Consider the following 24,909-nt stretch of genomic DNA (forward strand, 5'->3'; position numbering starts at 1 on the left):
GTGCAACCGCCTCGTGGAGCCAAGGCAAGAGCCTGATAAACAAAGGGTTCAGAGGTTTTTCGGCACTACCTCGTTGGAGGTAGGCGGCGCAAGCATAGGCCCAGCAGGCCCCGGGCTTCCTTGACCCGGGTCAAGTTTTTACCGGGTTCGCCTCTCTAGTCTGCGGCCATGAATGACTGACTGGAGAGCGAGATGACCCAACCGCGTGTACGACAAGGCCTGGTGCTGGGCATGAGTACGCTGGCCTTCACCGTGTGCTTCATGGTCTGGATGATGTTCGCGGTGCTCGGGGTGCCGATCAAGGCGCTGCTTGCGCTCAACGAAACCCAGTTCGGCCTGCTGGCCGCCACCCCGGTGCTCACCGGTTCGCTGGCACGCTTGCCGCTGGGCCTGCTGACCGACCGCTTCGGCGGGCGCAGCGTGTTCTTCCTGCTGATGCTGTGCTGCGTGTTGCCGCTGTACCTGATCAGCCACGCCACGGCCTACTGGCAGTTCCTGGTCCTGGGCCTGTTCGTCGGCCTGGCCGGCGGTTCGTTTTCGGTGGGCATCGCCTACGTCGCCAAGTGGTTCGACCAGGACAACCAGGGCTTCGCCATGGGCATCTTCGGCGCGGGTAACGCCGGTGCCGCGCTGACCAAGTTTCTCGCCCCGGCGCTGATCGCCGCCGGCAGCTGGCAACTGGTGCCGAAAACCTTCAGCGCCATCCTGTTTATCACCGCGCTGCTGTTCTGGTTTCTCAGCGCCGACAACAAGGCCCATCGCAGCGCCTCTGGTGCCACCCTGCGCGAGCAGTTGGGCGCGTTGAAGGACCCGGCGGTGTGGCGCTACTGCCAGTACTACTCGATCGTCTTCGGCGGCTACGTGGCCCTGGCGCTGTGGATGACCCAGTACTACGTGCAGGAATACGGTTTCAGCCTGCAGAGCGCGGCGCTGCTGGCCGCCTGTTTCTCGCTGCCGGGTGGGGTGCTGCGCGCCGTCGGCGGCTGGATGTCGGACCGCTGGGGCGCCCAGAGCGTGACCTGGTGGGTGCTCTGGGTCAGCTGGATCTGCCTGTTCCTGCTGTCCTACCCGCAGACCCAGCTGCAAGTGCGCACCGTCGACGGCGCCCTGGATTTCCACCTCGGCCTGAATCCTGCGCTGTTCACCGTGCTGCTGTTCGTCATGGGCATCGCCTTCGCCTTCGGCAAGGCCTCGGTGTTCAAGTACATCGCCAACGACTACCCGCAGAACATGGGCGCGGTGTCCGGCATCGTCGGCTTGGCCGGCGGCCTGGGCGGCTTCGTCCTGCCGATCCTGTTCGGCGCCCTGGTGGACCTCACCGGCGTGCGCTCTTCCTGCTTCATGTTGATGTACGGCGTAGTCTGGGTGTCGCTCACCTGGATGTACTTCAGCGAAATCCGCAAGCGCCCGCTGCTGGGCAAACAGCCGCCGGCCACCTCGTCCCCGTTTTCCAGCATTGCCCAAGGAGAAGAACATGTCGGTTCTTGATAAGCCCGATTCAGGCCCGTTGATTCATGACTGGCGCCCGGAAGACCCCGCTTTCTGGGGGCGCAGCGGCAAGCAGACGGCGACCCGCAACCTGTGGATCTCGATTCCCGCGCTGCTCTTGGCCTTTGCCGTGTGGATGGTCTGGAGCACGGTGATCGTGCGCCTGAACGCCATCGGCTTCAGCTTCAGCACCGACCAGCTGTTCTGGCTGGCGGCGCTGCCGGGGCTGTCCGGCGCCACCTTGCGGGTGTTCTATTCGTTCATGGTGCCGATCTTCGGCGGCCGCCGCTGGACCGCCCTGAGCACCGCGTCGCTGTTGCTGCCGTCGCTGTGGATGGGCTTTGCCGTACAGGACCCGAACACCCCCTACAGCGTGTTCGTGCTGATCGCGCTGCTTTGCGGTTTCGGTGGCGGCAACTTTGCCTCGAGCATGTCCAACATCAGCTTCTTCTACCCCAAGTCGCAGCAGGGCACGGCCCTGGGCCTGAATGCCGGGCTGGGCAACCTCGGGGTGTCGGTGATGCAGTTCTGCGTGCCGCTGGTGATCACCTTCGGCCTGTTCGGCTGGCTTGGCGGGCAACCCCAGGTGCTGGCCGACGGCAGCCAGCTGTGGCTGCAGAACGCCGGGTTTGTCTGGGTGCCGTTCATTATCGCGGTGACGCTGCTGGCCTGGTTCGGGATGAATGACCTGTCCAGCGCCAAGGCTTCGTTCAGCGAGCAGGCGGTGATCTTCAAGCGCAAGCACAACTGGCTGATGTGCTGGCTGTACCTGGCGACCTTCGGCTCGTTCATCGGTTTCTCGGCGGCTTTTCCAATGCTGATCAAGACCGCGTTCCCGGACGTGGTGGCGCTGAAGTTCGCCTTCCTCGGCCCGCTGGTGGGTGCCCTGGTGCGGCCGCTGGGCGGCTGGCTGGCGGACAAGCTCGGCGGTGCCCGGGTGACCTTGTGGAACTTCGTGGCGATGATCGTGATGGTCTTCGGGGTCTTGCACTTTCTTCCGCATAACGGCGCCGGCGGCAACTTCTACGGCTTCCTCGGCCTGTTCATGCTGCTGTTCATCACCACCGGCATTGGCAACGGCTCCACCTTCCGCATGATCCCGGTGATCTTCCGCACCCTGCATGAAAAAGCTGCCGCCGGGCAAAGCGCTGCGGTGCGCGAGCAAGCGTTGAAGAACGCCGGCAAGGAGTCGGCCGCGGTGCTCGGTTTCAGCTCGGCCATGGGCGCCTTCGGCGCGTTCTTCATCCCCAAATCCTTCGGCACTTCCATGGCCCAGACCGGCGGCCCGGAGATGGCCTTCTACATGTTCGTCGGCTTTTACCTGAGCTGCATCGTGGTGACCTGGTGGTGGTACGCGCGCAAAGGCGCGGCGACTCCCTGCTGACACGACCTGAATCCAAACCTTGCCCGGTCGGGGCATAGAACCCCGCGGCAAGCCTGAGAGGAAAGCACCATGAGTCATTTGTTGGATCAACTGCGGTTTTTCAACCGCAAGCAAAGCGAGTTCGCCGAGGGCCACGGGGAAACCCGCAAGGAGTCCCGCGACTGGGAAAACGTCTACCGCTCGCGCTGGCAGTACGACAAGATCGTGCGCTCCACCCACGGGGTCAACTGCACCGGTTCCTGCTCGTGGAAGATCTACGTGAAGAACGGCCTGATCACCTGGGAAACCCAGCAGACCGACTACCCGCGCACCCGCAACGACCTGCCCAACCACGAGCCGCGCGGCTGTCCGCGGGGCGCCAGCTACAGCTGGTACATCTACAGCGCCAACCGCCTGAAGTACCCGAAGATCCGCAAGCCGCTGCTCAAGCTGTGGCGCCAGGCGCGGCAGACTATGGCGCCGGTGGAGGCCTGGGCGAGCATCGTCGAGGACCCGGCCAAGGCCGAGTCCTACAAGAGCAAGCGCGGCATGGGCGGCTTCATCCGTTCCAGCTGGGATGAGGTCAACGAGATCATCGCCGCGGCCAACGTCTACACCATCAAGCAGTACGGCCCCGACCGGGTCGTCGGTTTCTCGCCGATCCCGGCGATGTCGATGGTCAGCTACGCCGCCGGCGCCCGTTACCTGTCGCTGATCGGCGGCGCCTGCCTGAGCTTCTACGACTGGTACTGCGACCTGCCACCGGCCTCGCCGATGGTTTGGGGCGAGCAGACCGACGTGCCGGAATCGGCCGACTGGTACAACTCCAACTACATCATCGCCTGGGGTTCCAACGTCCCGCAGACCCGTACCCCGGACGCGCACTTCTTCACCGAGGTGCGCTACAAGGGCACCAAGACCGTGGCCATCACCCCGGACTATTCGGAAGTGGCCAAGCTCACCGACCTTTGGCTCAACCCCAAGCAGGGCACCGACGCGGCGCTGGCCCAGGCCTTCAACCATGTGATCTTCAAGGAGTTCCACCTCGACCGCCCGAGCGCCTATTTCACCGACTACGCCAAGCGCTACACCGACCTGCCGGTGCTGGTGCTGCTCAAGCCGATGCTCGGCACCGCGCCGGGGGCCGGCTACCAGCCGGACCGCTTCCTGCGCGCCTCGGACCTGGCCGGCAACCTCGGCCAGGACAACAACCCGCAATGGAAGACCATCGCCATCGACGCCAGCGGCGAGCTGGTGTCGCCCCAGGGCTCCATCGGCTACCGCTGGGGCGAGCAGGGCAAGTGGAACATCCTCGCCCGGGAAGGCGGCGCGGGACGCGAGATCGACCTGAACCTGAGCCTGATCGGCGGCGATGTCGCCGAAGTGGCCTTCCCGTATTTCGCCGGGGAAATCCAGGAGCACTTCCAGCATGTGGCCGGCGACGCCGTGCAATACCGCCGCGTGCCGGTGCGCAGCCTGACCTTGGCCGACGGCAGCCAGGTCAAGGTGGCCACGGTGTTCGACCTGTCGGCGGCCAACCTGGCCATCGACCGTGGCCTGGGCGGCGCCAATGTGGCCAAGGACTACGACGACGCCAGCGTGCCCGGCACTCCGGCCTGGCAGGAGCAGATCACTGGCGTCAGCCGCGAGAAGGCGATCCAGATCGCCCGCGAGTTCGCCGACAACGCCGACAAGACCCGTGGCCGCTCGATGATCATTGTCGGCGCGGCGATGAACCACTGGTACCACATGGACATGAACTACCGCGGGCTGATCAACATGCTCATGCTCTGCGGTTGCGTCGGCCAGACCGGTGGCGGCTGGGCCCACTATGTCGGCCAGGAAAAACTCCGCCCGCAATGCGGCTGGCTGCCCCTGGCGTTTGGCCTGGACTGGAGCCGGCCGCCACGGCAGATGAACGGCACCAGCTTCTTCTACGCCCACAGCTCGCAATGGCGCCACGAGAAGATGAGCATGCACGACGTGCTCTCGCCGTTGGCCGACAAGAGCCAGTTCCCCGAGCACGCCCTGGACTACAACATCCGCGCCGAACGCGCCGGCTGGCTGCCCAGCGCGCCGCAGCTCAACAGTAACCCGCTGCACATCTGCCGGGACGCCGCAGCACTCGGCATGACGCCCAAGGACTATGTGGTCAAGTCGTTGCATGAGGGTTCGCTGCGTTTCGCCTGCGAACAGCCGGACAGCCCGCAGAACTTCCCGCGCAACATGTTCATCTGGCGTTCCAACCTGCTGGGCTCCTCGGGCAAGGGCCACGAGTACATGCTCAAGTACCTGCTCGGCACCCGTAACGGGGTGATGAACGAGGACATCGGCCAGGTCGGCGACTGCAAGCCGCAGGAAGCCGAATGGGTGGACCAGGGCGCCATCGGCAAGCTCGACCTGGTCACCACCCTGGACTTCCGCATGTCCTCGACCTGCGTGTATTCCGACATCGTGCTGCCGACCGCCACCTGGTACGAGAAGGACGACATGAACACCTCGGACATGCACCCCTTCATCCACCCGCTGTCGGCGGCCATCGACCCGGCCTGGGAATCGCGTTCCGACTGGGAGATCTACAAGGGCATCGCCAAGGCGTTCTCCAGCATGGCGGTGGGGTACCTGGGCGTGGAGCAGGACCTGGTCACCGTGCCGCTGATGCATGACAGCGTTGGCGAGCTGGCCCAGCCGTTCGGCGGCACCGACTGGAAAACCGCGGGCGTGGCCCCGCAGCCGGGCAAGAACGCGCCGAACCTGCAAGTGGTGGAGCGCGACTACCCGAACATCTACAAGCAGTTCACCTCCCTCGGGCCGCTGCTGGAAAAACTCGGCAACGGCGGCAAGGGCATCAACTGGAACACCGAGGAGGAGGTGAAATTCCTCGGCGAGCTGAATTACCGCGAGGGCGCGGCGGGCATCAGCCAGGGCCGGCCGAAGATCGACACGGCGATCGACGCCGCCGAGGTGATCCTGTCCCTGGCCCCGGAAACCAACGGCCATGTGGCGGTCAAGGCCTGGGCCGCGCTGTCCGAGTTCACCGGCATCGACCACAGCCACCTGGCGCTGTCCAAGGCCCACGAGGCGATCCGCTTCCGCGATATCCAGGCGCAGCCGCGCAAGATCATTTCCAGCCCCACCTGGTCGGGCCTGGAGGACGATCACGTCAGCTACAACGCCGGCTACACCAACGTCCACGAGAACATCCCGTGGCGCACCATCACCGGTCGCCAGCAGTTCTACCAGGACCACCCGTGGATGCAGGCGTTCGGCGAACAACTGATGAGCTACCGGCCGCCGGTCAACACCCGGACCATCGAGGCGGTGAAGGGCAAGCGCACCAACGGCCACCCGGAAATCGTCCTCAACTGGATCACCCCGCACCAGAAATGGGGCATCCACAGCACCTACAGCGACAACCTGCTGATGCTCACCCTGAGCCGTGGCGGGCCGATTGTCTGGCTCTCGGAAATCGACGCGAAACGCGCCGGCATTGAGGACAACGACTGGATCGAATGCTTCAACGCCAACGGCGCGGCGACCGCCCGGGCGGTGGTCAGCCAGCGGGTCAAGGAGGGCATGGTGATGATGTACCACGCCCAGGAACGGATCGTGAACGTGCCCGGCTCCGAGACCACCAAGACCCGTGGCGGCCACCACAACTCGGTCACCCGGGTGGTGCTCAAGCCGACCCACATGATCGGCGGCTATGCCCAGCAGGCCTACGGTTTCAACTATTACGGCACGGTCGGTTGCAACCGCGACGAGTTCGTCGTGGTGCGCAAGATGGCCCGCGTCGACTGGCTCGATGGCTCGGACGGCGATGAGCTGCCACGCCCCCTGCCGACCGAGATGGATTGAGGAGTTGTCATGAAGATTCGTTCACAAATCGGCATGGTCCTGAACCTGGACAAATGCATCGGCTGCCATACCTGCTCGATCACCTGCAAGAACGTCTGGACCAGCCGCGAAGGCATGGAATACGCCTGGTTCAACAACGTCGAGACCAAGCCCGGGATCGGCTACCCGAAAGAATGGGAAAACCAGGACAAGTGGAAGGGCGGCTGGGTGCGCAACGCCAACGGCTCGATCAACCCACGGATCGGCGGCAAGTTCCGGGTGCTGGCGAACATCTTCGCCAACCCCGACCTGCCGAGCCTCGACGACTACTACGAGCCGTTCGACTTCGACTACCAGCACCTGCACACCGCGCCCCTGGGCGACCACCAGCCGACCGCGCGGCCGCGTTCGGTGGTGTCCGGCAAGCGCATGGAAAAGATCGAGTGGGGGCCGAACTGGGAAGAGATCCTCGGCAGCGAGTTCGCCAAGCGGCGCAAGGACCGGAACTTCGACCAGATCCAGGCGGACATCTACGGCGAGTACGAAAACACTTTCATGATGTACCTGCCGCGCCTGTGCGAGCACTGCCTGAACCCGGCGTGCGCGGCGTCCTGCCCGAGCGGGGCGATCTACAAGCGCGAAGAGGACGGCATCGTCCTGATCGACCAGGAGAAGTGCCGCGGCTGGCGCATGTGCATCAGCGGCTGCCCGTACAAGAAGATCTATTTCAACTGGAAGAGCGGCAAGTCGGAGAAGTGCATCTTCTGCTACCCGCGGATCGAGGCGGGCATGCCCACCGTGTGCGCCGAGACCTGTGTCGGGCGCATCCGCTACCTCGGCGTGCTGCTGTATGACGCCGACCGCATCGCCGAGGTGGCGAGCACCGCCAGCGAGCAGGACCTGTACGAGAAGCAGCTGGAAATCTTCCTCGATCCGCATGACCCGGCAGTGATCCGCCAGGCCCTGGAAGACGGGGTGCCGCAGTCGGTGATCGACGCCGCGCAGCGTTCGCCGGTGTACAAGATGGCCGTCGACTGGAAGCTGGCGCTGCCGCTGCACCCGGAATACCGCACCTTGCCGATGGTCTGGTACGTGCCGCCGCTGTCGCCGATCCAGAACGCGGCCGCCGCCGGCACCGTGGGCATGAACGGAGTGATCCCGGATGTCGACAGCCTGCGCATCCCCCTGCGTTACCTGGCCAACCTGCTGACCGCCGGCGACGAGAAGCCGGTCAAGCGCGCCCTCAAGCGCCTGCTGGCGATGCGCGCCTACAAGCGCGCCGAACAGGTCGAAGGCGTGCAGGACCTGCAAGTGCTGGAGGAGGTCGGCCTTAGCCTGAGCCAGGTCGAGGAGATGTACCGCTACCTGGCCATCGCCAACTACGAAGACCGCTACGTGGTGCCCAGCGCGCACCGCGAGGAAGCCATGAGCGATGCCTTCGCCGAGCGTTCCGGTTGTGGCTTCAGTTTCGGCAGCGGCTGCAGCGGCAGCTCCGACACCAACATGTTCGGGGCGAAGAAGGCCAACCGCCGCGACGTCCTGAAAACCGTGCAGCTGTGGGAGGAATGAGCATGCGCATCCTGAAAGTGATTTCGCTACTGCTCGACTACCCGAGCGCAACCCTGGTCGAGGGCCGCGACGAACTGGAGCAGGCGATCATCCAGGCTCGGGAAATCAGCCCGAAGCAGCGCGGTGCGCTGTTCGAGCTGCTGGAACTGATCTGCACCAACGACCTGATGGATGGCCAGGAGCACTACGGCGCGCTGTTCGGTCGTGGCCGCTCGCTGTCGCTGCTGTTGTTCGAGCATGTGCACGGCGAGTCCCGCGACCGCGGCCAGGCCATGGTCGACATGCTCGCCCAGTATGAAGCCGCGGGCTTTGCCATCGGCATCAAGGAGCTGCCGGACTACATCCCGCTGTACCTGGAGTTCCTTTCCACCCGCGACGACCTCGAGGCCCGCGAGGGCCTGGCCGATGTCGCGCACCTGCTGGCCTTGCTCGCGGCGCGCCTGGAGGAACGCGAGAGCGCCTACGCCAGTTGCTTTCGCGCCTTGCTGCAAATCGCTGGCGCGGAGCCGCACCAGGCGGTGGCCGACCTGCGCGAACAGGTGGCGGCCGAGCCGCGCGACGATTCCCTCGAAGCCCTGGACCGGATCTGGGAAGAGGAGGCGGTGGACTTTCTCAAGGCCGAGCAGCAGGAGCGTTGCAGCTCAATGCCGAGCGCGCCGGGCAAGCCCCGGGAGGAAAGCGCGGTACCGCTGCACTGGGTGGATTTTCAGCATCAGGGGCTGGCCGCCGCGCCAGCCGGGGAGGTGGGCAATGTCTAAGTGGAATCTGTTGGTGTTCGGGATCTATCCCTATGTCGCCCTGGCGATCTGCCTGCTGGGCAGCTGGGCACGCTTCGACCTGTCGCAGTACAGCTGGAAGGCCGGCTCCAGCCAGATGCTCGACAAGCGTGGCATGCGCGTGGCCAGCAACCTGTTCCATGTCGGCGTGCTGTTCGTGCTGGCCGGACACTTTGTCGGCCTGCTGACCCCGGCCTCGGTCTATCACCATGTGATCAGCACCGAGCACAAGCAGTTGCTGGCGATGGTCTCCGGCGGCTTCTTCGGCCTGCTGTGCCTGGTCGGCCTGCTGATGCTGATCAAGCGCCGCCTCACTGACCCGCGGGTGCGCGCCACCTCCAGCCCTTCGGACATCCTGATCCTGCTGGTGCTGCTGGCGCAGTTGCTGCTCGGCCTTTTGACCATAGTCGCCTCCACCGCCCATATGGACGGCTCGGTGATGGTGATGCTCGCTGACTGGGCGCAGAGCATCGTGCTGTTGCGGCCCATGGACGCGGCGGCGGCCATCGCGCCGGTCGGCCTGACCTACAAGCTGCACGTGTTTCTCGGCCTGACCCTGTTCGTGCTGTTCCCCTTTACCCGCCTGGTGCACATGGTCAGCGCGCCGGTCTGGTACCTGGGGCGGCGTTATCAAATCGTTCGGCAGAAGATCTGAGGAGGCAGTCATGTCAGGTGGATGTGGATGTGGCGGCGGTAACGGCGGCAGCGGCGGTTGCGGGTCTTCGGCCCGCGAGGAAACGCTGGTGCCAGAGAGTGAAGTGGAGGTGGGCGTGCAGGCGTTCACGCCGCCGGGGCATGAGCCCGTGGCCGCGGACGAGGCGCCTGTGCAACTGATCGCCAGCAGTGAGCAGGAGTGGCCGATCATCAGTGTCAACCAGGTGCCGATCACCCCGCAGGCGCTGGCCCAGGAGCTGCAATATCACCCGGCGGCCAGCCGCGAGGAGGCGGTGTACCTGGCGGCCAGGGCCCTGGTGATCCGCGAGCTGTTGCAGCAGCGCATCGCCGAACTCGGCCTGACCCTGCAGATTGGCGCCGGCGAGAACGAGGAGGAGGCCGCCACCCGCCTGCTGCTCGAACGCGAGGTGCAGGTGCCGGAGTGCGACGAGGCGGCGTGCTGGCGTTACTACGACAACAACCGCGGGCGTTTTCACAGCGCACCGTTGCTGGCGGTGCGGCACATCCTGCTCGAATGCGCGCCGGACGATGCCGGGGCGCGCAGCACGGCCCAGGTCCAGGCGGAGATTTTGCTGCAACGCCTGGACGAGCAGCCCGACAGTTTCGCTGCACTGGCGCTGAAGTATTCGGCCTGCCCGTCGAAGGCCCAGGGCGGTTCCCTGGGGCAGATCAGCAAGGGCCAGACCGTGCCGGAACTGGAGCGCCAGCTGTTCAGCCTGCCGACGGGGCTGGCGGCCAAGCCGCTGGAAAGCCGTTATGGCTGGCATGTGGTCTGCGTCGATCAGCGGGTCGAGGGCCAGGCCTTGCCCTACGAGGCAGTGGCTTTGGTGATCCGCAACCAGCTGCAACAGGGCGTCTGGCAAAAGGCCGTGGTGCAGTACCTGCAAACCCTGGTCGGGGCCGCGGACATCCGTGGCATTCATCTGCAAGGCGCCGACTCGCCGCTGGTGCAGTAAGGGGAAGGCCATGAGCAATGTGATGCAGGACGGCTTCGGGCGGCAGATCGACTATCTGCGGATGTCAGTGACCGACCGTTGCGATTTTCGCTGCGTGTATTGCATGGCGAAGAACATGACCTTCCTGCCGCGCCAGCAGGTGCTGACCCTGGAAGAGTTGCAGCGCCTGGCGGCGCTGTTCGTCGGCCAGGGCGTGCGCAAGATCCGCCTCACCGGCGGCGAGCCGTTGATTCGCCCGGGCATCGTTGATCTGTGCCGCAACATCGCCGCCTTGCCGGGCCTGCGCGAACTGGTGATGACCAGCAACGGCTCGCAGCTGGAGCGCCTGGCCCGGCCGCTGGCGGAAGCCGGGGTCAAGCGGATGAACATCAGCCTCGATAGCCTGGACGGGCAGAAGTTTCGCGCCATCACCCGCAACGGCGATCTCGACCAGGTGCTGCGCGGCATCGAGGTGGCGCGCGGGGCGGGGTTCGAGCGGGTCAAGCTCAACTGTGTGGTGATGAAGGGGCGCAACTTCGAGGAAGTGCCGCAACTGGTGCGGTACGCCATCGAGCAGGGCATCGATATCAGCTTTATCGAGGAAATGCCCCTGGGTGACGTCGGCCGTTCCCGGGGCGAATCCTTCTGTTCCAGCGACGAGGTACGGGCGCTGATCGCCAGCCGCCATGCCTTGCTCGACAGCACCGAGAACAGCGGCGGGCCGGCGCGTTACGTGCGCCTGGAGCGCCATCCGCAGACGCGCATCGGTTTTATCTCGCCCAACAGCCACAACTTCTGTGGCAGCTGCAACCGGGTGCGGATGACAGTCGAAGGCAAGCTGCTGCTGTGCCTGGGGCAGGACGATGCCCTGGACCTGCGCGGCCTGCTGCGGCGTTATCCGCTGGACGACCAGCCGCTGATCGATGCCTTGCAGCAGGCTTTGCGGCGCAAGCCGTTGCGGCATGATTTCAATCCTGGAGGTACGGTGCAGGTGGTGCGGTTTATGAATATGAGTGGGGGGTGAAACTTGTGTGTATATCCGTTGCTGCGGTAACGGCGGCTTAGGGTTCCGCCCTTACGGCGGGTCACTTTGGAAAAGCCCCAAAGTAACCAAAGGGCTCTTGCCCCACCACTCGGCACCTCGCTGAGGCTCGGTGTGCCCGAACGCAGGCATTACGGAGCGGGCCGCCGCCACGGGCCATCCATGGCCCGGGGCGGCTAAACCGGCATCCCTGCCGGTTTACCCGCTCCGTAATACCTCCGTTCGGCCAGCGTGGTTAACGGGGCGTTGGAGATCAAGATCAAGATCAAGATCAAAAGCCAAAGCCAAAGCCAAAACAAAGCCTTCGCCGGGCGGAGCTTGCTGTTTTTGCCACGCTACGGCTCTTCTGCCGGACACACTTTGTGTAACCGCTGCCGAGCGCAGCGAGGCTGCGATCGGCCCGCAGGGCCGCTAAACCTGACACCTCGCAGGATCTGGGGAAACGCGGTGCCCGCCTGGCGAGTCCTTCGGCCTCGATCGCAGCCTCGCTGCACTCGGCAGCGGCTACAGGGAGTGCATTCTCAGCCAGGCCGGTAGCCTGCTGTTTTGTTTTTGATCTGAGCACCCAGTTAACCGCGCTGGCCGAACGCAGGCATTGCTCCGGGGGCACGCCGCCACAGGCCATCGCCACGCTACCGCTCTTCTGCCAGACACGCTTTGTGTAGCCGCTGCCGAGCGTAGCGAGGCTGCGATCGGCCCGCAGGGCCGCTAAACCTGACGCCTCGCAGGGTCTGGGGATATGCGGTGCCCGCCTGGCGAGTCCTTCGGCCTCGATCGCAGCCTCGCTGCGCTCGGCAGCGGCTACAGGGCCCACGTTCTCAGCCAGGCCGGCCGGCAGGCCGCCGTCTTGCTCTTGCTTTGGCTTTTGATCTGAAAGCCCCGTTAACCACGATGGCCGAACGCAGGCATTGAGCCGTGGGTAACCCGGCAGGGATGCCGGGTTAGCCGCCCCAGGCCATGGATGGCCTGTGGCGGCGGCCCACGGATCAATGCCGGAGTGAGGGCATGCCGAGCCTCAGCGAGGCACCAAGTGGTGGGGCAAAGCGTTTTGCTTACTTTTGCGCTCTTCAAAAGTGAGCCGCCGTAAGGGCGGAACCTTAGGTAGCCGTTACCGCAGAAACGGATATGTACACAAACCAAAAAATACTTGATCACGATCAATGGCAACCCAACCGCCACTCCGTAATCTCACTGCATCTTGTGTCTTAAGAATTAAAAACATCTATATGTAGTATCTGGGGGTCAAATGCACAGCACGCTGATCAGGGTGGGCAACAACCGCCTGCACAAACGCGATGGCAGCCGGGTTGCCTTCGATGCGGACAAGATCCGCCAGGCGTTGATCGCCGCCGGCAAGGCCAGCGGCGAGTACGCCGAAGTCGAGGCCGAGGGCTTGCTCAAGGCGGTGCTGGCCCATCTTGAGGGACATGCGCGGCTGCATGTGGAGCAGATCCAGGACCGGGTCGAGCGGGTGCTGATGGACGCCGGATTCTTCCTCGCCATGCGCGCCTACATCGTCTACCGCGAACAGCACGGGCGCCTGCGCCGCGACCGCAAGACCCTGGTCGAGGTGGCGGCCTCGATGAACGAGTACCTCGACCGCGAGGACTGGCGGGTGCAGGCCAACGCCAACCAGGGGTATTCCCTGGGCGGGCTGGTGCTCAACGTGTCCGGCAAGGTCACCGCCAACTACTGGCTGGACGAGGTCTACAGTGAAGCCATCGGCCGCGCCCACCGCGAGGCCGACCTGCATATCCACGACCTCGACATGCTCGCCGGTTACTGTGCCGGCTGGTCCCTGCGTACCCTGTTGCATGAAGGTCTCAATGGCGTGCCGGGGCGGGTCGAGGCCGGGCCGCCCAAGCACCTGAGCAGCGCCCTGGGGCAGATGGTGAATTTCCTCGGTACCCTGCAGAACGAATGGGCCGGGGCCCAGGCCTTCAGTTCCTTCGACACTTATCTGGCGCCCTATGTGCGCAAGGACCGCCTGGGCTACCCGCAGGTGCGCCAGGCGATCCAGGAGTTCATCTACAACCTCAACGTGCCGTCGCGCTGGGGTACCCAGACGCCCTTTACCAACCTGACCTTCGACTGGGTCTGCCCGGAGGATCTGCGCGAGCAGGTCCCGGTGATCGGCGGCGAGGAAATGCCCTTCGCCTATGGCGAGCTGCAAGCGGAAATGGACCTGCTCAACCGCGCCTATATCGAAGTGATGCAGGCCGGCGACGCCAAGGGCCGGGTGTTCACCTTTCCGATCCCGACCTACAACATCACCCATGATTTTCCCTGGGACAGCGAGAACGCCGACCGCCTGTTCGAGATGACCGCCCGCTATGGGCTGCCGTACTTCCAGAATTTCCTCAATTCGGACATGCAGCCCAACCAGGTGCGTTCCATGTGCTGCCGCCTGCAACTGGACGTGCGCGAGCTGCTCAAGCGCGGCGGCGGCCTGTTCGGCTCGGCGGAGCAGACCGGCTCGCTCGGCGTGGTGACGCTCAACTGCGCGCGCCTGGGCCATGTGTTCAAGGGCAATACCAGCGGCCTGCTGCAACGCCTGGACGCGCTGATGGAACTGGCAATGGAGAGCCTGGAGGTCAAGCGCAAGGTGATCCAGCACCATATGGACGCCGGCCTGTATCCCTACACCCAGCGTTACCTGGGCACGCTGCGTAATCACTTCTCGACCATCGGCCTCAATGGCCTGCACGAAATGCTGCGCAACTTCAGCGGCGACGAGCAGGGCATGCACACCGAACAGGGGCGCCAGTTCGCCCTCAGGCTGCTGGACCATGTGCGCGCGACCCTGGTGCGCTTCCAGGAGGAAACCGGCCATCTCTACAACCTTGAGGCGACCCCGGCCGAAGGCACCACCTATCGCTTCGCCAAGGAGGACCTCAAGCGTTACCCCGGCATTCTCCAGGCCGGCAGCCGCGAGGCCCCGTACTACACCAACTCCTCGCAGTTGCCGGTGGGCCATACCGACGATCCGTTCGAGGCCCTGGAGCTGCAGGACGAACTGCAATGCAAATACACCGGCGGCACCGTGCTGCACCTGTACATGGCCGAGCGGATTTCCTCGACCGCGGCCTGCAAGCAGCTGGTGCGCAAGGCCCTGGGGCGCTTCCGCCTGCCGTACCTGACGGTGACCCCGACCTTTTCCATCTGCCCGGTGCACGGCTACCTCGACGGCGAGCACGAGTTCTGCCCCAAGTGCGACGAAGTCCTGCTGCAGGCCCAGGCCACGGACATGGCCACCGCGCACTGACCTGTCTTCCCCCAACTGCAAGGAGTTCCACCATGAACGCACAATCCACATTGCCCCAGGCGCAACGCCAGCGCTGCGAAGTCTGGACCCGGGTGATGGGTTATCACCGCCCGGTCTCGGCCTTCAACCCGGGTAAACAGTCCGAGCACCGCGAGCGCGTGCACTTCACCGAACAGGCGACCGCGGCAGGGCGCCCATGAGCCGAAAGATGCGGGTCGGGGGCATGGTGCCCCTGACCACTCTCGACTACCCGGGGCTGCTCGCCTGCGTGCTGTTCTGCCAGGGCTGCGCCTGGCGTTGCCGCTACTGCCACAACCCGCAACTGATCCCGCCGCGCGGCAGCGAGGAGCTGGACTGGTGCCGGGTCCTGAGTTTCCTGCAACGCCGCCAGGACCTGCTGGACGCGGTGGTGTTCAGTGGCGGCGAGCCGACCCTGCAGGACGGTTTGCCGGCGGCGATGGATGAAGTGCGCGCCATGGGTTTCCGCATCGGCCTGCACAGCGCTGGCATCAAGCCGGCGGCCTTTGCCCGGGCGGTGGCCGGCGCCGACTGGGTCGGCTTCGACGTCAAGGCCCTGGCCGAAGACGGCCCGATGATTACCGGCGTGCCGGGCAGCGGCAAGGCCAACTGGCGCAGCCTGGAGCTGCTGCTGGCCAGCGGCGTCGACTACGAATGCCGCACCACCGTGCACTGGCACCTGTTGCAGCCGGCCCGCCTGTTGCTCCTCGGCCAGCGCCTGCAAGCCCTGGGGGTCAAGCGCTTCGCGGTGCAGATGGTGCGCACCGCGCGCATGCTCGACCCGCAATTGCCGAGCACGCCGCAACAGGTGCTGGTGCCGGACCTGTGGCAGCACCTGCGCGAGATGTTCCCGGTGTTCGTGCTGCGCGGCTAAGGCGCTGGCGCGGATGGGACGGTCGCCGCCGGGGAGGGCAGGCGGCCCTCTCGGTCAATCGGCCTGCGGCTCGCTGGGGATCGCGATTTTCTGGTCCCCCAGCCAGCGCCGGGCGCCGCAGCCGTTGCGCGAGTAGATGTCCTCGGGGTTGTTGAGCTGGCAGTGTTCCATCGACATGCAGCCGCAACCTATGCATTCCTCCAGGCTCATGTTCAGCCGTTCGAGTTCGGCGATGCGTTGCTGCACCCGGGTTTTCCAGGTGGCGGTCAGGCGCCGCCAGTCCGCGCCCGCCGGGGCGGTATTGATGGGAAGGCCGGTCAGTTGCTGGATGATTTCATCCAGCGAGAAACCGATGCGCTGGGCGAACACGATGTAGGCGATGCGCCTGAGGATCGAGCGCGGGTAGCGGCGGTGGCCGCTGCCCACGCGGATCGAGTGGAGCAAGCCGCGGGTCTCGTAGAAACGCAGCGCCGAGGCCATGACGCCACTGCGCCGGGCCACTTCGGTGATGGTCAGCAGCGGTTCGCTGGGCTTTTTCATGGGGCCTCCGAAGGGGCTTTACTTAAAGTTAGCTTTAACTTTTATATTCCATCTGCCTATAAATCAACACCTCTGGTGCAGCGGGAGTCCACGTTCATGAATCGAATTCGCCGAGTAGTCGGTCGAGGCTGTTCTTCAACCCATCGATTGGGCGCGTTGTGCCTCCTCTTGGCGCTGGGCGGCTGTAACGAAAAGGGCGAGCCGGTCGCCGCCGCGGCGCCGGTGGTCGAGGTGACGACCGTGAGCGTGCAGGCGGTGCGTGAGTGGGACCTGTTCAATGGCCGCATCAGCGCGATCGACGCCGTCGACCTGCGGCCACGGGTCAGCGGTTATGTCGACCGGGTGGCGTTCCGCGAGGGCGACGAGGTGGAGAAGGGCCAGACCCTGTTCGTCATCGATCCGCGTCCTTACCGCGAGGCGCTGGCCAGCGCCCAGGCCCGGCTGGCCCGGGCCCGCGCCACGGTGCGCCTGGCCAGCGAGCAGGACCGCCGCGGCCAGGCCCTGGTCAAGCAGTCGGCGCTGTCACGGGAGGAGGGCGACATTCGCAGCGCCTCCCTGGCCCAGGGCGTGGCGGACGTGAACGCGGCCGTCGCCGAGGTGGCCACGGCCCAGCTCAACCTCGATTTCACCCAGGTCCGCGCGCCGTTTTCCGGGCGTGTCGGCCGGGCCATGCTGACCCTCGGCAACCTGGCCCAGGCCGACCAGAGCGTGCTGACCAGCATCGTTTCCCAGGACCCGATGTACGTCTATTTCGACGCCGACGAGCAGAGCCTGCTGCGCTACACCGAGCTGCTGGGCAAGGGCCAGCGCCCGGGGGTGAGCAATACCGTGCGGGTCGGCCTGGCCAACGATGTCGGGACCTTCCCCCTGACCGGCACCGTGGACTTCCTGGATAACCAGGTCGACCCGGCCACCGGCACCATCCGCGTGCGCGCGGTGCTGCCCAACCCCGAGCGCCGGCTGACCGCGGGCCTGTTCGCCCGGGTGCGTCTTGAAGGCGGCAGCGAGACCCGTGCGGTGCTGATCGACGACCGCGCGGTGCAAACCGACCAGGACCGCAAATACGTGTACGTCATCGGCCCGCAAAACCAGGCCCTGCGCAAGGACGTGACCCTGGGCCGCCAGCTCGATGGCCTGCGGGTGATCAGCGCCGGGCTGGCCGCCGGCGATCGGGTGGTGCTGAACGGGGCGCAGAAGATCTTCTACCCGGGCATGGCGGTGGAGCCCAAGGACATCGCCGCGCCGCCGCAGCAGGCCGCGGCCACCGTGCCCCAGACGCCCTTGGCGAAATAAGGAAGAGCGGCCATGGATTTTTCCAAGTTTTTCATCGACCGACCGATCTTCGCCATCGTCCTGTCGATCATCATTTTCGCCCTCGGCCTGATCGCCATCCCGGTGCTGCCGTCGGGGGAATACCCCGAGGTGGTGCCGACCAGCGTGGTGGTGCGCGCCACCTACCCGGGGGCGAACCCCAAGGAGATCGCCGAGTCGGTCGCCGTGCCCCTGGAAGAGGCGATCAACGGCGTCGAAGGGATCATGTACATGAAGTCGGTCACCGGCTCCAACGGCAGCCTGGCGCTGAGCATCACGTTCGTCCCCGGCGTCGATCCGGACACCGCCGCGGTGCGCGTGCAGAACCGCGTGAGCCAGGCGCTGTCGCGGCTGCCGGAAGAGGTGCGGCAGTATGGCGTGACCACCCAGAAGCAATCGCCGACGCCGCTGATGTACGTCAGCCTGCTGTCCCCGGACAACAGCTATGACTCGCTGTACCTGCGCAATTACCTGACCCTGCACGTCAAGGACGAGCTGTCGCGGCTGTCCGGGATCGGCGATGTCGGGGTCTACGGTTCGGGCGACTACGCGATGCGCATCTGGATGGACCCCAACAGCCTGTCGGCCCGGGGACTGACCGCGGCCGACGTGGTGAACGCGATCCGCGAGCAGAACGTGCAGGTCTCGGCTGGCCAGCTGGGCGCCGAGCCTTCGCCCCAGGGCGCCGACTTCCTGGTGTCGATCAGCGTGCGTGGGCGCTTGCGCAGCGAGCAGGAGTTTGCCGATATCGTCCTCAAGAGCGGGGCGGACGGGCAGCTGGTGAAGCTGTCGGACGTGGCGCGGGTCGAGCTCGGCGCGGGCGACTACACCCTGCGCGCGCGCCTGGACGACCGCAACCAGGCGACGGTGGGGATTTTCCTCTCGCCGGGGGCCAACGCCTTGCAGGTCGCCGAGGCGGTCTACGGCAAGCTTGACGAGTTGTCCCAGCGTTTCCCCGAAGGCGTGGCCTACAAGGCGGTGTGGGACCCGACGGTGTTCGTCCGGGAATCCATCAGCGCGGTGCAGCACACCCTGATGGAAGCGGTGGTGCTGGTGGTGCTGGTGGTGATCCTGTTCCTGCAGACCTGGCGCGCCTCGATCATCCCGCTGATCGCGGTGCCGGTGTCGGTGATCGGCACCTTCGCCTGGCTGTATTTGCTGGGGTATTCGATCAACACCCTGACCCTGTTCGGCCTGGTGCTGGCCATCGGCATCGTGGTCGACGACGCGATTGTGGTGGTGGAAAACGTCGAGCGTTTCATCGAGAAGGGCTATGACCCGCGGGAGGCCGCGCACCGGGCGATGAAGGAGGTGTCCGGGCCGATCATCGCCATCGCCCTGGTGCTCTGCGCGGTGTTCATTCCCATGGCCTTTCTCTCCGGCGTCACCGGCCAGTTCTACAAGCAGTTCGCGGTGACCATCGCGATTTCCACGGTGATCTCGGCGATCAATTCCCTGACCCTGTCGCCGGCCCTGGCGGCCAAGCTGTTCAGGCCCCACGGCGCGCCGCAGGACTGGCTGGAGCGGGGCATCCAGAAGGTGTTCGGGGGCTTTTTCCGCGCCTTCAATCGGATGTTCAAACGCCGCTCCGACGGTTATCACGGCCTGGTGTCCTACTCCCTGGGGCGGCGCGGCTCGGTGTTCTTCCTCTACGCCTTGCTGCTGATCGGCACGGCCTGGCTGTTCAACCTGGTGCCGGGCGGTTTTATCCCGACCCAGGACAAACTCTACCTGTTCGCCGGCGCCAAGCTGCCGGAAGGTGCGTCCCTGGCCCGCACCGATGCGGTGACCAGCGAACTGATCGAGACGGCACTCTCGGTGGAGGGCGTGGAGACCGTGCCGGCCTTCAGCGGCCTGAATGCCTTGCAATCGGTCAACACGCCGAATGTCATGGCCGCCTACGTGATCCTCAAGCCGTTCGACCAGCGTCAGCGCGGCGCGGTGGAGATCAATGCCGAACTCAACGCCAAGCTGTCCCAGGTCCACGAAGGTTTTGCCTATGCGCTGTTGCCGCCGCCGATCCAGGGGCTGGGCAATGGTTCGGGCTATTCGCTGTACCTCGAGGACCGCGCGGGCCTGGGTTACGGCGCCCTGCAGAATGCCTTGAGCGCCTTCCAGGCCGCGGTGGCGCAGACCCCGGGCATGACTTACCCGGTCAGCTCCTACCAGGCCAACATCCCGCAGCTGGAGGTGCAGGTGGACCGGGTCAAGGTCAAGGCGCAAGGGGTGTCGTTGAGCGATGTGTTCAATACCTTGCAGACCTACCTGGGCTCGGTCTACGTCAATGACTTCAACCTGTTCGGCCGGGTCTACCGGGTCATGGCCCAGGCCGACAGCTCCTACCGGCAGACCGCCGAGGACATCACCAGCCTGCGGGTGCGCAACGACCGGGGCGAGATGGTGCCGCTCGGTGCGATGATCACCGTGACGCCCAGCTACGGCCCCGACCCGGTGGTGCGCTACAACGGCTACCCGGCGGCCGACCTGATCGGCGACTCCGATCCCAAGCAGCTGTCGTCGGGCCAGGTGATCGCCAAGCTGGAAGAGATCGCTGCCCGGGTATTGCCCCGCGGCATCACCCTGGAATGGACCGACCTGAGCTACCAGCAGGTCACCCAAAGCCATGCCGCGGCGGTGGTGTTCCCGCTGGCGGTGATGCTGGTGTTCCTGGTCCTCGCCGCCCTGTACGAGAGCTGGACGCTGCCCCTGGCGGTGATCCTGATCGTGCCGGTGTGCATGCTCGCGGCCTTGTCGGGGGTGTGGCTCAGCGGCGGCGACAACAACGTTTTCGTCCAGGTGGGGCTGGTGGTGCTGATGGGCCTGGCCTGCAAGAACGCGATCCTGATCGTCGAGTTCGCCCGGGAGCTGGAGCTCCAGGGCAAGGGCATCATCGAGGCGGCGCTGGAGGCCTGCCGCTTGCGCCTGCGGCCGATCGTCATGACCTCGGTGGCGTTTATCGCCGGCTCCGTGCCCTTGCTGATCGGCAGCGGCGCGGGCAGCGAGATTCGCCGCGCCACCGGGGTCGCGGTGTTCTCCGGCATGCTCGGGGTGACCCTGTTCGGGCTGTTCCTGACCCCGGTGTTCTACGTCGCCTTGCGCAAGCTGGCGGTGCGCTACGCGCCGGCGGTCACGGCGTAACAGGTGGCCCGGGGTGCCAAGACGGGCGCCCCGGGCCTGTCATTCTTGACCCCGATCAAGGGCCTTTCCCTGTGGGCGTCGTAGCCTGGGAGCCATTCCCAGTCCCACCCGCACCCCGGGGAACGCCATGGCCAAGAATTTTCCCATCAGCCCCAAGCACCCCGAACGCATCTGCTGGGGCTGCGACCGCTACTGCGCGGCCAATGCCCTGGCCTGCGGCAATGGCGCGGACCGCACCATGCACCCGGCCGAGATGCTCGGCGACGACTGGTACTTGCACGGCGACTGGGGCATCGAGCCGCCGATCGCGTCGGACAAGGCGCTGGACGAGGAGCCGGCATAATCCGGCGCCTCGCCGGAAGGCCGGCGCGCTCACAGCCCGCTGCGGAGCAGTTCCAGGAACCGCGGGCTCGCGGCTATCGAATTGTGCCCCGCGCCCGGGACGACCTCGAGCCTGGCCACGCCGGGGGCGAAATGCGCATAGAGCGTCTCGGTGCTCGAACGCGGGATGACTTCGTCGTGTTCGGCGGCGATCAGCAAAGTCGGCACGGCGATGCGCGGTGCGTATTTCCAGGATTCGAACTTGTCCCGCAGCAGCCACCTCACCGGAAGATAGGGAAACTGGCTGGCGGCGAACTCCTGCAGGCTGTGGAACGGCGTGATCAGCACCAGGCGCGATGCCGGACGCTGGCTGGCCAGGCGCACGGCGACAGCCGCGCCGAGGCTGCGCCCGACCACCACGATATGCGGGTGGGCGGCTTGCACCTTGTCGAACAAGGCCATGGCATCGCGCGTGATGGCCGCCTCGGAGGGCGATCCGGAACTGCCGCCATAGCCTCGGTAGTGCAGCAGGTAGAGTGCATGCTCGGGAAAGGCCCGGGTAAATTCCGGCAGGTTGAGGGACACGTCCTCGGCGTTACCGCCGAAGTAGAGCAACGCCTTCGGGCCGTCGTGGGGCCTCACGGAAACCAGCACCTCGGCGTCGGCGACCGGCAGCCTGAGCAGCGTGGCGGGGCTGGCGATGGCGCTAGGCTGGGGGAAGTAGATGAGCGAACGCTGCAACGCCCACGCCGCGACGCAGAGCGCCAGGTACAAGGCGCCGAGCAATGCCAGGAACGAAACCATTCGTGACATGTGGCTCACCTCCGTTGGGCGACGAAGCGCTGCTGAACGACCGCCGGCGGTCGCTTGCGGCGCCCCAGGATAGGCTCATATGCCGGCATTGCGCACTCGACCCGGCGCCCGGGGTTGGCGTCGGCGCCTGCTCCGCTAAACTTGTGGCATTGCTCACCGCCAGAAGGATCGTCCCCAGCCAGGCGCAGCGCAAAACGCCAGGACGGCGGCAGACGGCGAGCCGGGAACTATCGGAAAAGTTCCCCGCTCTTATTAATTAGAGACCCGATCCGACGGGTGACATTCGACCCGACAGTATCGGCGATCCCCCAATCAGTGGCTGCGCACGGATTCTTTCATGGACGAACGATTACCCGAGATACCCGGCTACAGCGTGCATAGCCGGCTTGGCCAAGGCGGGATGGCCGAAGTCTACCTGGCAACCCAGGAGTCGCTGCACCGCAAGGTGGCGGTGAAGGTACTGCTCAACGCCAATGACGAGGCGTTCAGCAAGCGCTTCATCCGCGAGGGGCATATCGTCGCCTCGTTGCACCACCCCACGATCATCACCATCCACGACATCAACAGACTGGCCGATGGCCGCTACTACCTGGCCATGGAGTTTGTCGGCGGCGGCGACCTGGCCCGGCACAAGGGCGAGGTGTTCGAGCCGACGCGCGCCCTGGATATCGTCCGGCAGATCGCCACCGGCCTCGCCGTGGTGCATGAGCAGGGCCTGATCCACCGCGATATCAAGCCGGCGAACATCCTCTTCCGCAGCGACGGCACGGTGGTGATCACCGATTTCGGCATCGCCAAGGCGCTGGAGATGGACAGTGAGCTCACCGGGCTCGGCATCGCGGTCGGCAGCCCGGCCTACAGCAGCCCGGAACAGACGCAGTGCCAGCCGCTGGATATCCGCACCGACATCTACAGCCTGGGCGTGATCTTCCTGGAGATGCTCATCGGCACCAACCCGTTCCGCGGTGCCAGCTATACCCAGACCGTGATGAACCACGTGCAGATGCCGGCGCCGAGCTTGCCGGCGCACATCAGCCCGTACAAGGCGCTGCTCGAGCGGATGCTGGCGAAGGACCCCAACCAGCGCTTCGCCGACTGCCGGGCGCTGCTGCAGGCACTCGATGAGCTGGACCAGCCAGAGCAACCGGACGAACCGGACTCGCCCAGCGAGGTGGAGCTGGAATCTACCCGCTTCGTGCCGGCCCTGATCGATCCTGCGCCGCCCCAGGCCGAGGCCGAGCCTGAGCCCGCCCGCCGGCGCAGCCCGAACAGGCGCCTGGCGCTGTGGGCACTCGGCAGCCTGCTGCTGCTCGGCGCGGCCAGCGGCACCGGCCTGTACCTGCAGCAGCGGATCGAGATCACCGAGCTGCTGGCACGTGGCGAACAGCGCCTGGCGGCGGGCCAGCTGGTCGAGCCGGCGCAGGACAATGCCGAGTATTTCTTCAACCAGGCCTTGCAGCTCGACGAAGCCAGCGCGCAGGCTCGGCAAGGACTGCAACGGGTAGCCACGGCGCGGATCGCCGGCTACCGGCAACTGGCCGAGCAGCGCATCGCCGAAGAACACCTGCTGGAGCCCGAGGATGACAGCGCGGTGTTCTATTACCGGCAGATACTCGACCTGGAGCCGAGTAACGCCCAGGCGCTGGGCGGGTTGAACCAGGTGGCGCTGCTCTACGCCGAGATGAGCGAAAGCGCGTATGCCAAGGGCGATAAAGACCTGGCGCGGGCCTATATCAAGCATGGCCTGGAAGCCCGTCCGGACAACCCCGAACTGCTCGCACTCCGGGACCAGCATGAGCAGCGCAAACGCAGTGGCCAAGCGCCGCGCCCGTCCGCTGCGCCGCCTTCCCCGCGGCCCTCGGCACCTCAATCGACCGGCGAGCGGGCGGAACAGCCGAATGCGCTCAAGCGCCTGTGGAACAGGCTCTTTTGAGGTGACCAGGGCACGCGGAGCCGAGGCCGAGACATAAAAGAAGGCTATGTCTCAATAGCCTGTTGCAAGAACTGGTCTGAAAGGTAGGCATCCACCCAGGAGGCCTACCGATCATGGATACGCAAGCCTTTCACCACTGGCTGGCGTCGCCGCGCAGGTCCGGATGGTCGCGTTCGCGGAAGCGGCGCAGTCCTTCCTGGGTTTCCGGCTCATGGATGGAGCGGTTGAAACACTCGGCTTCGATGCGCAGGCCCTCGGCCAGGGGCTGGCCGTAGCCGCGGATGACCGCTTCCTTGTCCGAGCGCATGGCGGGCTGGGGCAGGGTGCAGAGCAGGCGTGCCAGTTCCAGCGCGCGCTCCAGCGAGCGGCCCTTGGCGACGACCTCGTTGACCAGGCCGATAGCCAGCGCCTCGCTGGCGCAGATCACCTTGCCGGTGAGGATTAACTCCAGTGCCCGGCCCATGCCGACGATGCGTGGCAGGCGCTGGGTGCCGCCATCGCCGAGGCCGATATTCCAGCGGCGGCAGGTCACGCCGAAGGTGGCGTGTTCCTCGGCGATGCGCATATCGGCGAAGCAGGCCCACTCCAGGCCGCCGGCGTAGGCCACGCCATTCACCGCGGCGATCACCGGTTTGTAGATATCCGTCCAGCGGCTCGGGCCGATGATCCCGGGGCGCTCGCCGCGATTGTGCGCGGCGATCTCGTCCGGGGTGGTGGGCACCAGGTCGAGCGCCGCCTTGAGGTCGCCGCCGGCACAGAAGGCCTGGTCGCCGGCACCGGTGATGATGGCCACGAGGGCGTGCGGATCGTCGCGAAAACGGCTCCAGGCCTCGATCAGTTCCAGGTGGGTGGTGGGGCCGATGCAATTGCGTTTCTGCGGCCGGTTGAAGCGGATGATCCTGATCGGTCCCTGGGTTTCGTAGTCGATTTCGGTGAAGGCCATGGCCGCCGCACCTCCTGTGGTTGGCGAGGGAAGTCCATTACCAGGCCTGGCTTTCGGGCGCAGGCAAG

Annotated in this window: 18 protein-coding genes; 15 read left to right on the forward strand and 3 right to left on the reverse strand. The window is 65.7% G+C overall.

Annotated features, from left to right (window positions below):
- The first annotated feature begins 192 nt into the window (after positions 1-192).
- The 11 genes from J4E58_RS06885 to J4E58_RS06935 all read left to right on the forward strand — a co-directional run bounded on the left by J4E58_RS06885 (position 193) and on the right by J4E58_RS06935 (position 15,842).
- Positions 193-1,488, forward strand: coding sequence for a nitrate/nitrite transporter (locus J4E58_RS06885; protein WP_087092105.1), 1,296 nt, complete (start codon positions 193-195; stop codon positions 1,486-1,488).
- On the forward strand, positions 1,475-2,872 hold the full coding sequence (locus tag J4E58_RS06890; protein ID WP_087092104.1) for a NarK family nitrate/nitrite MFS transporter: 1,398 nt from the start codon (positions 1,475-1,477) through the stop codon (positions 2,870-2,872). The genes J4E58_RS06885 and J4E58_RS06890 overlap by 14 nt, the downstream gene beginning before the upstream one ends.
- A gap of 69 nt (positions 2,873-2,941) precedes the next feature.
- Positions 2,942-6,709: a nitrate reductase subunit alpha gene (locus tag J4E58_RS06895; RefSeq protein WP_087092103.1), complete on the forward strand. Its 3,768-nt coding sequence runs from the start codon at positions 2,942-2,944 to the stop codon at positions 6,707-6,709.
- Between the two features lie 9 nt (positions 6,710-6,718).
- A complete protein-coding gene (gene narH / locus J4E58_RS06900) occupies positions 6,719-8,257 on the forward strand; it encodes a nitrate reductase subunit beta (protein WP_087092102.1) in 1,539 nt (512 codons plus the stop codon).
- Positions 8,258-8,259: 2 nt separating this feature from the next.
- A complete protein-coding gene (narJ, locus tag J4E58_RS06905; RefSeq protein ID WP_087092101.1) occupies positions 8,260-9,015 on the forward strand; it encodes a nitrate reductase molybdenum cofactor assembly chaperone in 756 nt (251 codons plus the stop codon).
- Positions 9,008-9,688, forward strand: coding sequence for a respiratory nitrate reductase subunit gamma (gene narI, locus J4E58_RS06910; protein ID WP_007928747.1), 681 nt, complete (start codon positions 9,008-9,010; stop codon positions 9,686-9,688). The genes narJ and narI overlap by 8 nt, the downstream gene beginning before the upstream one ends.
- Before the next feature lie 10 nt (positions 9,689-9,698).
- Positions 9,699-10,664, forward strand: a complete 966-nt coding sequence (locus tag J4E58_RS06915; RefSeq protein WP_087092100.1) for a peptidylprolyl isomerase — start codon at positions 9,699-9,701, stop codon at positions 10,662-10,664.
- Between the two features lie 10 nt (positions 10,665-10,674).
- Positions 10,675-11,667: a GTP 3',8-cyclase MoaA gene (moaA, locus tag J4E58_RS06920; RefSeq protein ID WP_087092099.1), complete on the forward strand. Its 993-nt coding sequence runs from the start codon at positions 10,675-10,677 to the stop codon at positions 11,665-11,667.
- A 1,264-nt stretch (positions 11,668-12,931) separates the two neighbouring features.
- On the forward strand, positions 12,932-14,950 hold the full coding sequence (locus J4E58_RS06925; protein ID WP_087090472.1) for a ribonucleoside triphosphate reductase: 2,019 nt from the start codon (positions 12,932-12,934) through the stop codon (positions 14,948-14,950).
- 32 nt (positions 14,951-14,982) lie between these two features.
- Positions 14,983-15,150: an anaerobic ribonucleoside-triphosphate reductase gene (nrdD, locus tag J4E58_RS06930; RefSeq protein ID WP_087090474.1), complete on the forward strand. Its 168-nt coding sequence runs from the start codon at positions 14,983-14,985 to the stop codon at positions 15,148-15,150.
- Positions 15,147-15,842, forward strand: a complete 696-nt coding sequence (locus tag J4E58_RS06935; RefSeq protein WP_172963005.1) for an anaerobic ribonucleoside-triphosphate reductase activating protein — start codon at positions 15,147-15,149, stop codon at positions 15,840-15,842. Before nrdD ends, J4E58_RS06935 begins: the two co-directional genes overlap by 4 nt.
- A gap of 54 nt (positions 15,843-15,896) precedes the next feature.
- Here J4E58_RS06935 and soxR read toward each other — a convergent pair whose 3' ends face one another.
- Positions 15,897-16,382 carry a redox-sensitive transcriptional activator SoxR gene (gene soxR / locus J4E58_RS06940; RefSeq protein WP_087090476.1) on the reverse strand — a complete coding sequence of 162 codons (486 nt, stop codon included), beginning with the start codon at positions 16,380-16,382 and terminating at the stop codon, positions 15,897-15,899.
- Between the two features lie 96 nt (positions 16,383-16,478).
- On the opposite strand from soxR, the gene J4E58_RS06945 reads away from it, so the two are divergent.
- The 3 genes from J4E58_RS06945 (at position 16,479) to J4E58_RS06955 (ending at position 21,174) form a co-directional block, all read left to right on the forward strand.
- The gene (locus J4E58_RS06945) at positions 16,479-17,675 is read left to right on the forward strand and encodes an efflux RND transporter periplasmic adaptor subunit (RefSeq protein WP_087090478.1); all 1,197 of its coding nucleotides are present in this window, start codon (positions 16,479-16,481) and stop codon (positions 17,673-17,675) included.
- 12 nt (positions 17,676-17,687) lie between these two features.
- Complete coding sequence (locus J4E58_RS06950) at positions 17,688-20,831, forward strand: efflux RND transporter permease subunit (protein WP_007923598.1); 3,144 nt, start codon at positions 17,688-17,690, stop codon at positions 20,829-20,831.
- Positions 20,832-20,958: 127 nt separating this feature from the next.
- On the forward strand, positions 20,959-21,174 hold the full coding sequence (locus J4E58_RS06955; RefSeq protein ID WP_087090480.1) for a DUF3079 domain-containing protein: 216 nt from the start codon (positions 20,959-20,961) through the stop codon (positions 21,172-21,174).
- Between the two features lie 29 nt (positions 21,175-21,203).
- Here the strand turns inward: J4E58_RS06955 and J4E58_RS06960 are convergent, their stop codons facing one another.
- Entirely contained in the window at positions 21,204-21,965 is a 762-nt protein-coding gene (locus J4E58_RS06960; protein ID WP_087090482.1) for an alpha/beta hydrolase, read from the reverse strand.
- Positions 21,966-22,302: 337 nt separating this feature from the next.
- Here J4E58_RS06960 and J4E58_RS06965 point away from each other — a divergent pair, with 337 nt between their 5' ends.
- Entirely contained in the window at positions 22,303-23,898 is a 1,596-nt protein-coding gene (locus J4E58_RS06965; RefSeq protein ID WP_087090484.1) for a serine/threonine-protein kinase, read from the forward strand.
- 130 nt (positions 23,899-24,028) lie between these two features.
- Here the strand turns inward: J4E58_RS06965 and J4E58_RS06970 are convergent, their stop codons facing one another.
- Positions 24,029-24,841, reverse strand: a complete 813-nt coding sequence (locus J4E58_RS06970; protein WP_087090486.1) for an enoyl-CoA hydratase/isomerase family protein — start codon at positions 24,839-24,841, stop codon at positions 24,029-24,031.
- Between the last annotated feature and the right edge of the window lie 68 nt (positions 24,842-24,909).

The sequence above is a fragment of the Pseudomonas sp. FW305-25 genome (assembly GCF_017351415.1).
Lineage (GTDB): Bacteria > Pseudomonadota > Gammaproteobacteria > Pseudomonadales > Pseudomonadaceae > Aquipseudomonas > Aquipseudomonas chlororaphis.

Excerpts from the sequence above, each read along its gene's own strand:
- J4E58_RS06885 (WP_087092105.1), top strand. The coding sequence starts at position 193 with ATGACCCAACCGCGTGTACGACAAGGCCTGGTGCTGGGCATGAGTACG.
- J4E58_RS06935 (WP_172963005.1), top strand. The coding sequence starts at position 15,147 with ATGAGCCGAAAGATGCGGGTCGGGGGCATGGTGCCCCTGACCACTCTC.
- J4E58_RS06955 (WP_087090480.1), top strand. The coding sequence starts at position 20,959 with ATGGCCAAGAATTTTCCCATCAGCCCCAAGCACCCCGAACGCATCTGC.
- narH (WP_087092102.1), top strand. The coding sequence starts at position 6,719 with ATGAAGATTCGTTCACAAATCGGCATGGTCCTGAACCTGGACAAATGC.
- J4E58_RS06960 (WP_087090482.1), bottom strand. The coding sequence starts at position 21,965 with ATGTCACGAATGGTTTCGTTCCTGGCATTGCTCGGCGCCTTGTACCTG.
- J4E58_RS06945 (WP_087090478.1), top strand. The coding sequence starts at position 16,479 with ATGAATCGAATTCGCCGAGTAGTCGGTCGAGGCTGTTCTTCAACCCAT.
- nrdD (WP_087090474.1), top strand. The coding sequence starts at position 14,983 with ATGAACGCACAATCCACATTGCCCCAGGCGCAACGCCAGCGCTGCGAA.
- J4E58_RS06965 (WP_087090484.1), top strand. The coding sequence starts at position 22,303 with ATGGACGAACGATTACCCGAGATACCCGGCTACAGCGTGCATAGCCGG.
- J4E58_RS06970 (WP_087090486.1), bottom strand. The coding sequence starts at position 24,841 with ATGGCCTTCACCGAAATCGACTACGAAACCCAGGGACCGATCAGGATC.
- soxR (WP_087090476.1), bottom strand. The coding sequence starts at position 16,382 with ATGAAAAAGCCCAGCGAACCGCTGCTGACCATCACCGAAGTGGCCCGG.
- narI (WP_007928747.1), top strand. The coding sequence starts at position 9,008 with ATGTCTAAGTGGAATCTGTTGGTGTTCGGGATCTATCCCTATGTCGCC.
- J4E58_RS06915 (WP_087092100.1), top strand. The coding sequence starts at position 9,699 with ATGTCAGGTGGATGTGGATGTGGCGGCGGTAACGGCGGCAGCGGCGGT.
- J4E58_RS06925 (WP_087090472.1), top strand. The coding sequence starts at position 12,932 with ATGCACAGCACGCTGATCAGGGTGGGCAACAACCGCCTGCACAAACGC.
- J4E58_RS06950 (WP_007923598.1), top strand. The coding sequence starts at position 17,688 with ATGGATTTTTCCAAGTTTTTCATCGACCGACCGATCTTCGCCATCGTC.
- moaA (WP_087092099.1), top strand. The coding sequence starts at position 10,675 with ATGAGCAATGTGATGCAGGACGGCTTCGGGCGGCAGATCGACTATCTG.
- J4E58_RS06890 (WP_087092104.1), top strand. The coding sequence starts at position 1,475 with ATGTCGGTTCTTGATAAGCCCGATTCAGGCCCGTTGATTCATGACTGG.
- narJ (WP_087092101.1), top strand. The coding sequence starts at position 8,260 with ATGCGCATCCTGAAAGTGATTTCGCTACTGCTCGACTACCCGAGCGCA.
- J4E58_RS06895 (WP_087092103.1), top strand. The coding sequence starts at position 2,942 with ATGAGTCATTTGTTGGATCAACTGCGGTTTTTCAACCGCAAGCAAAGC.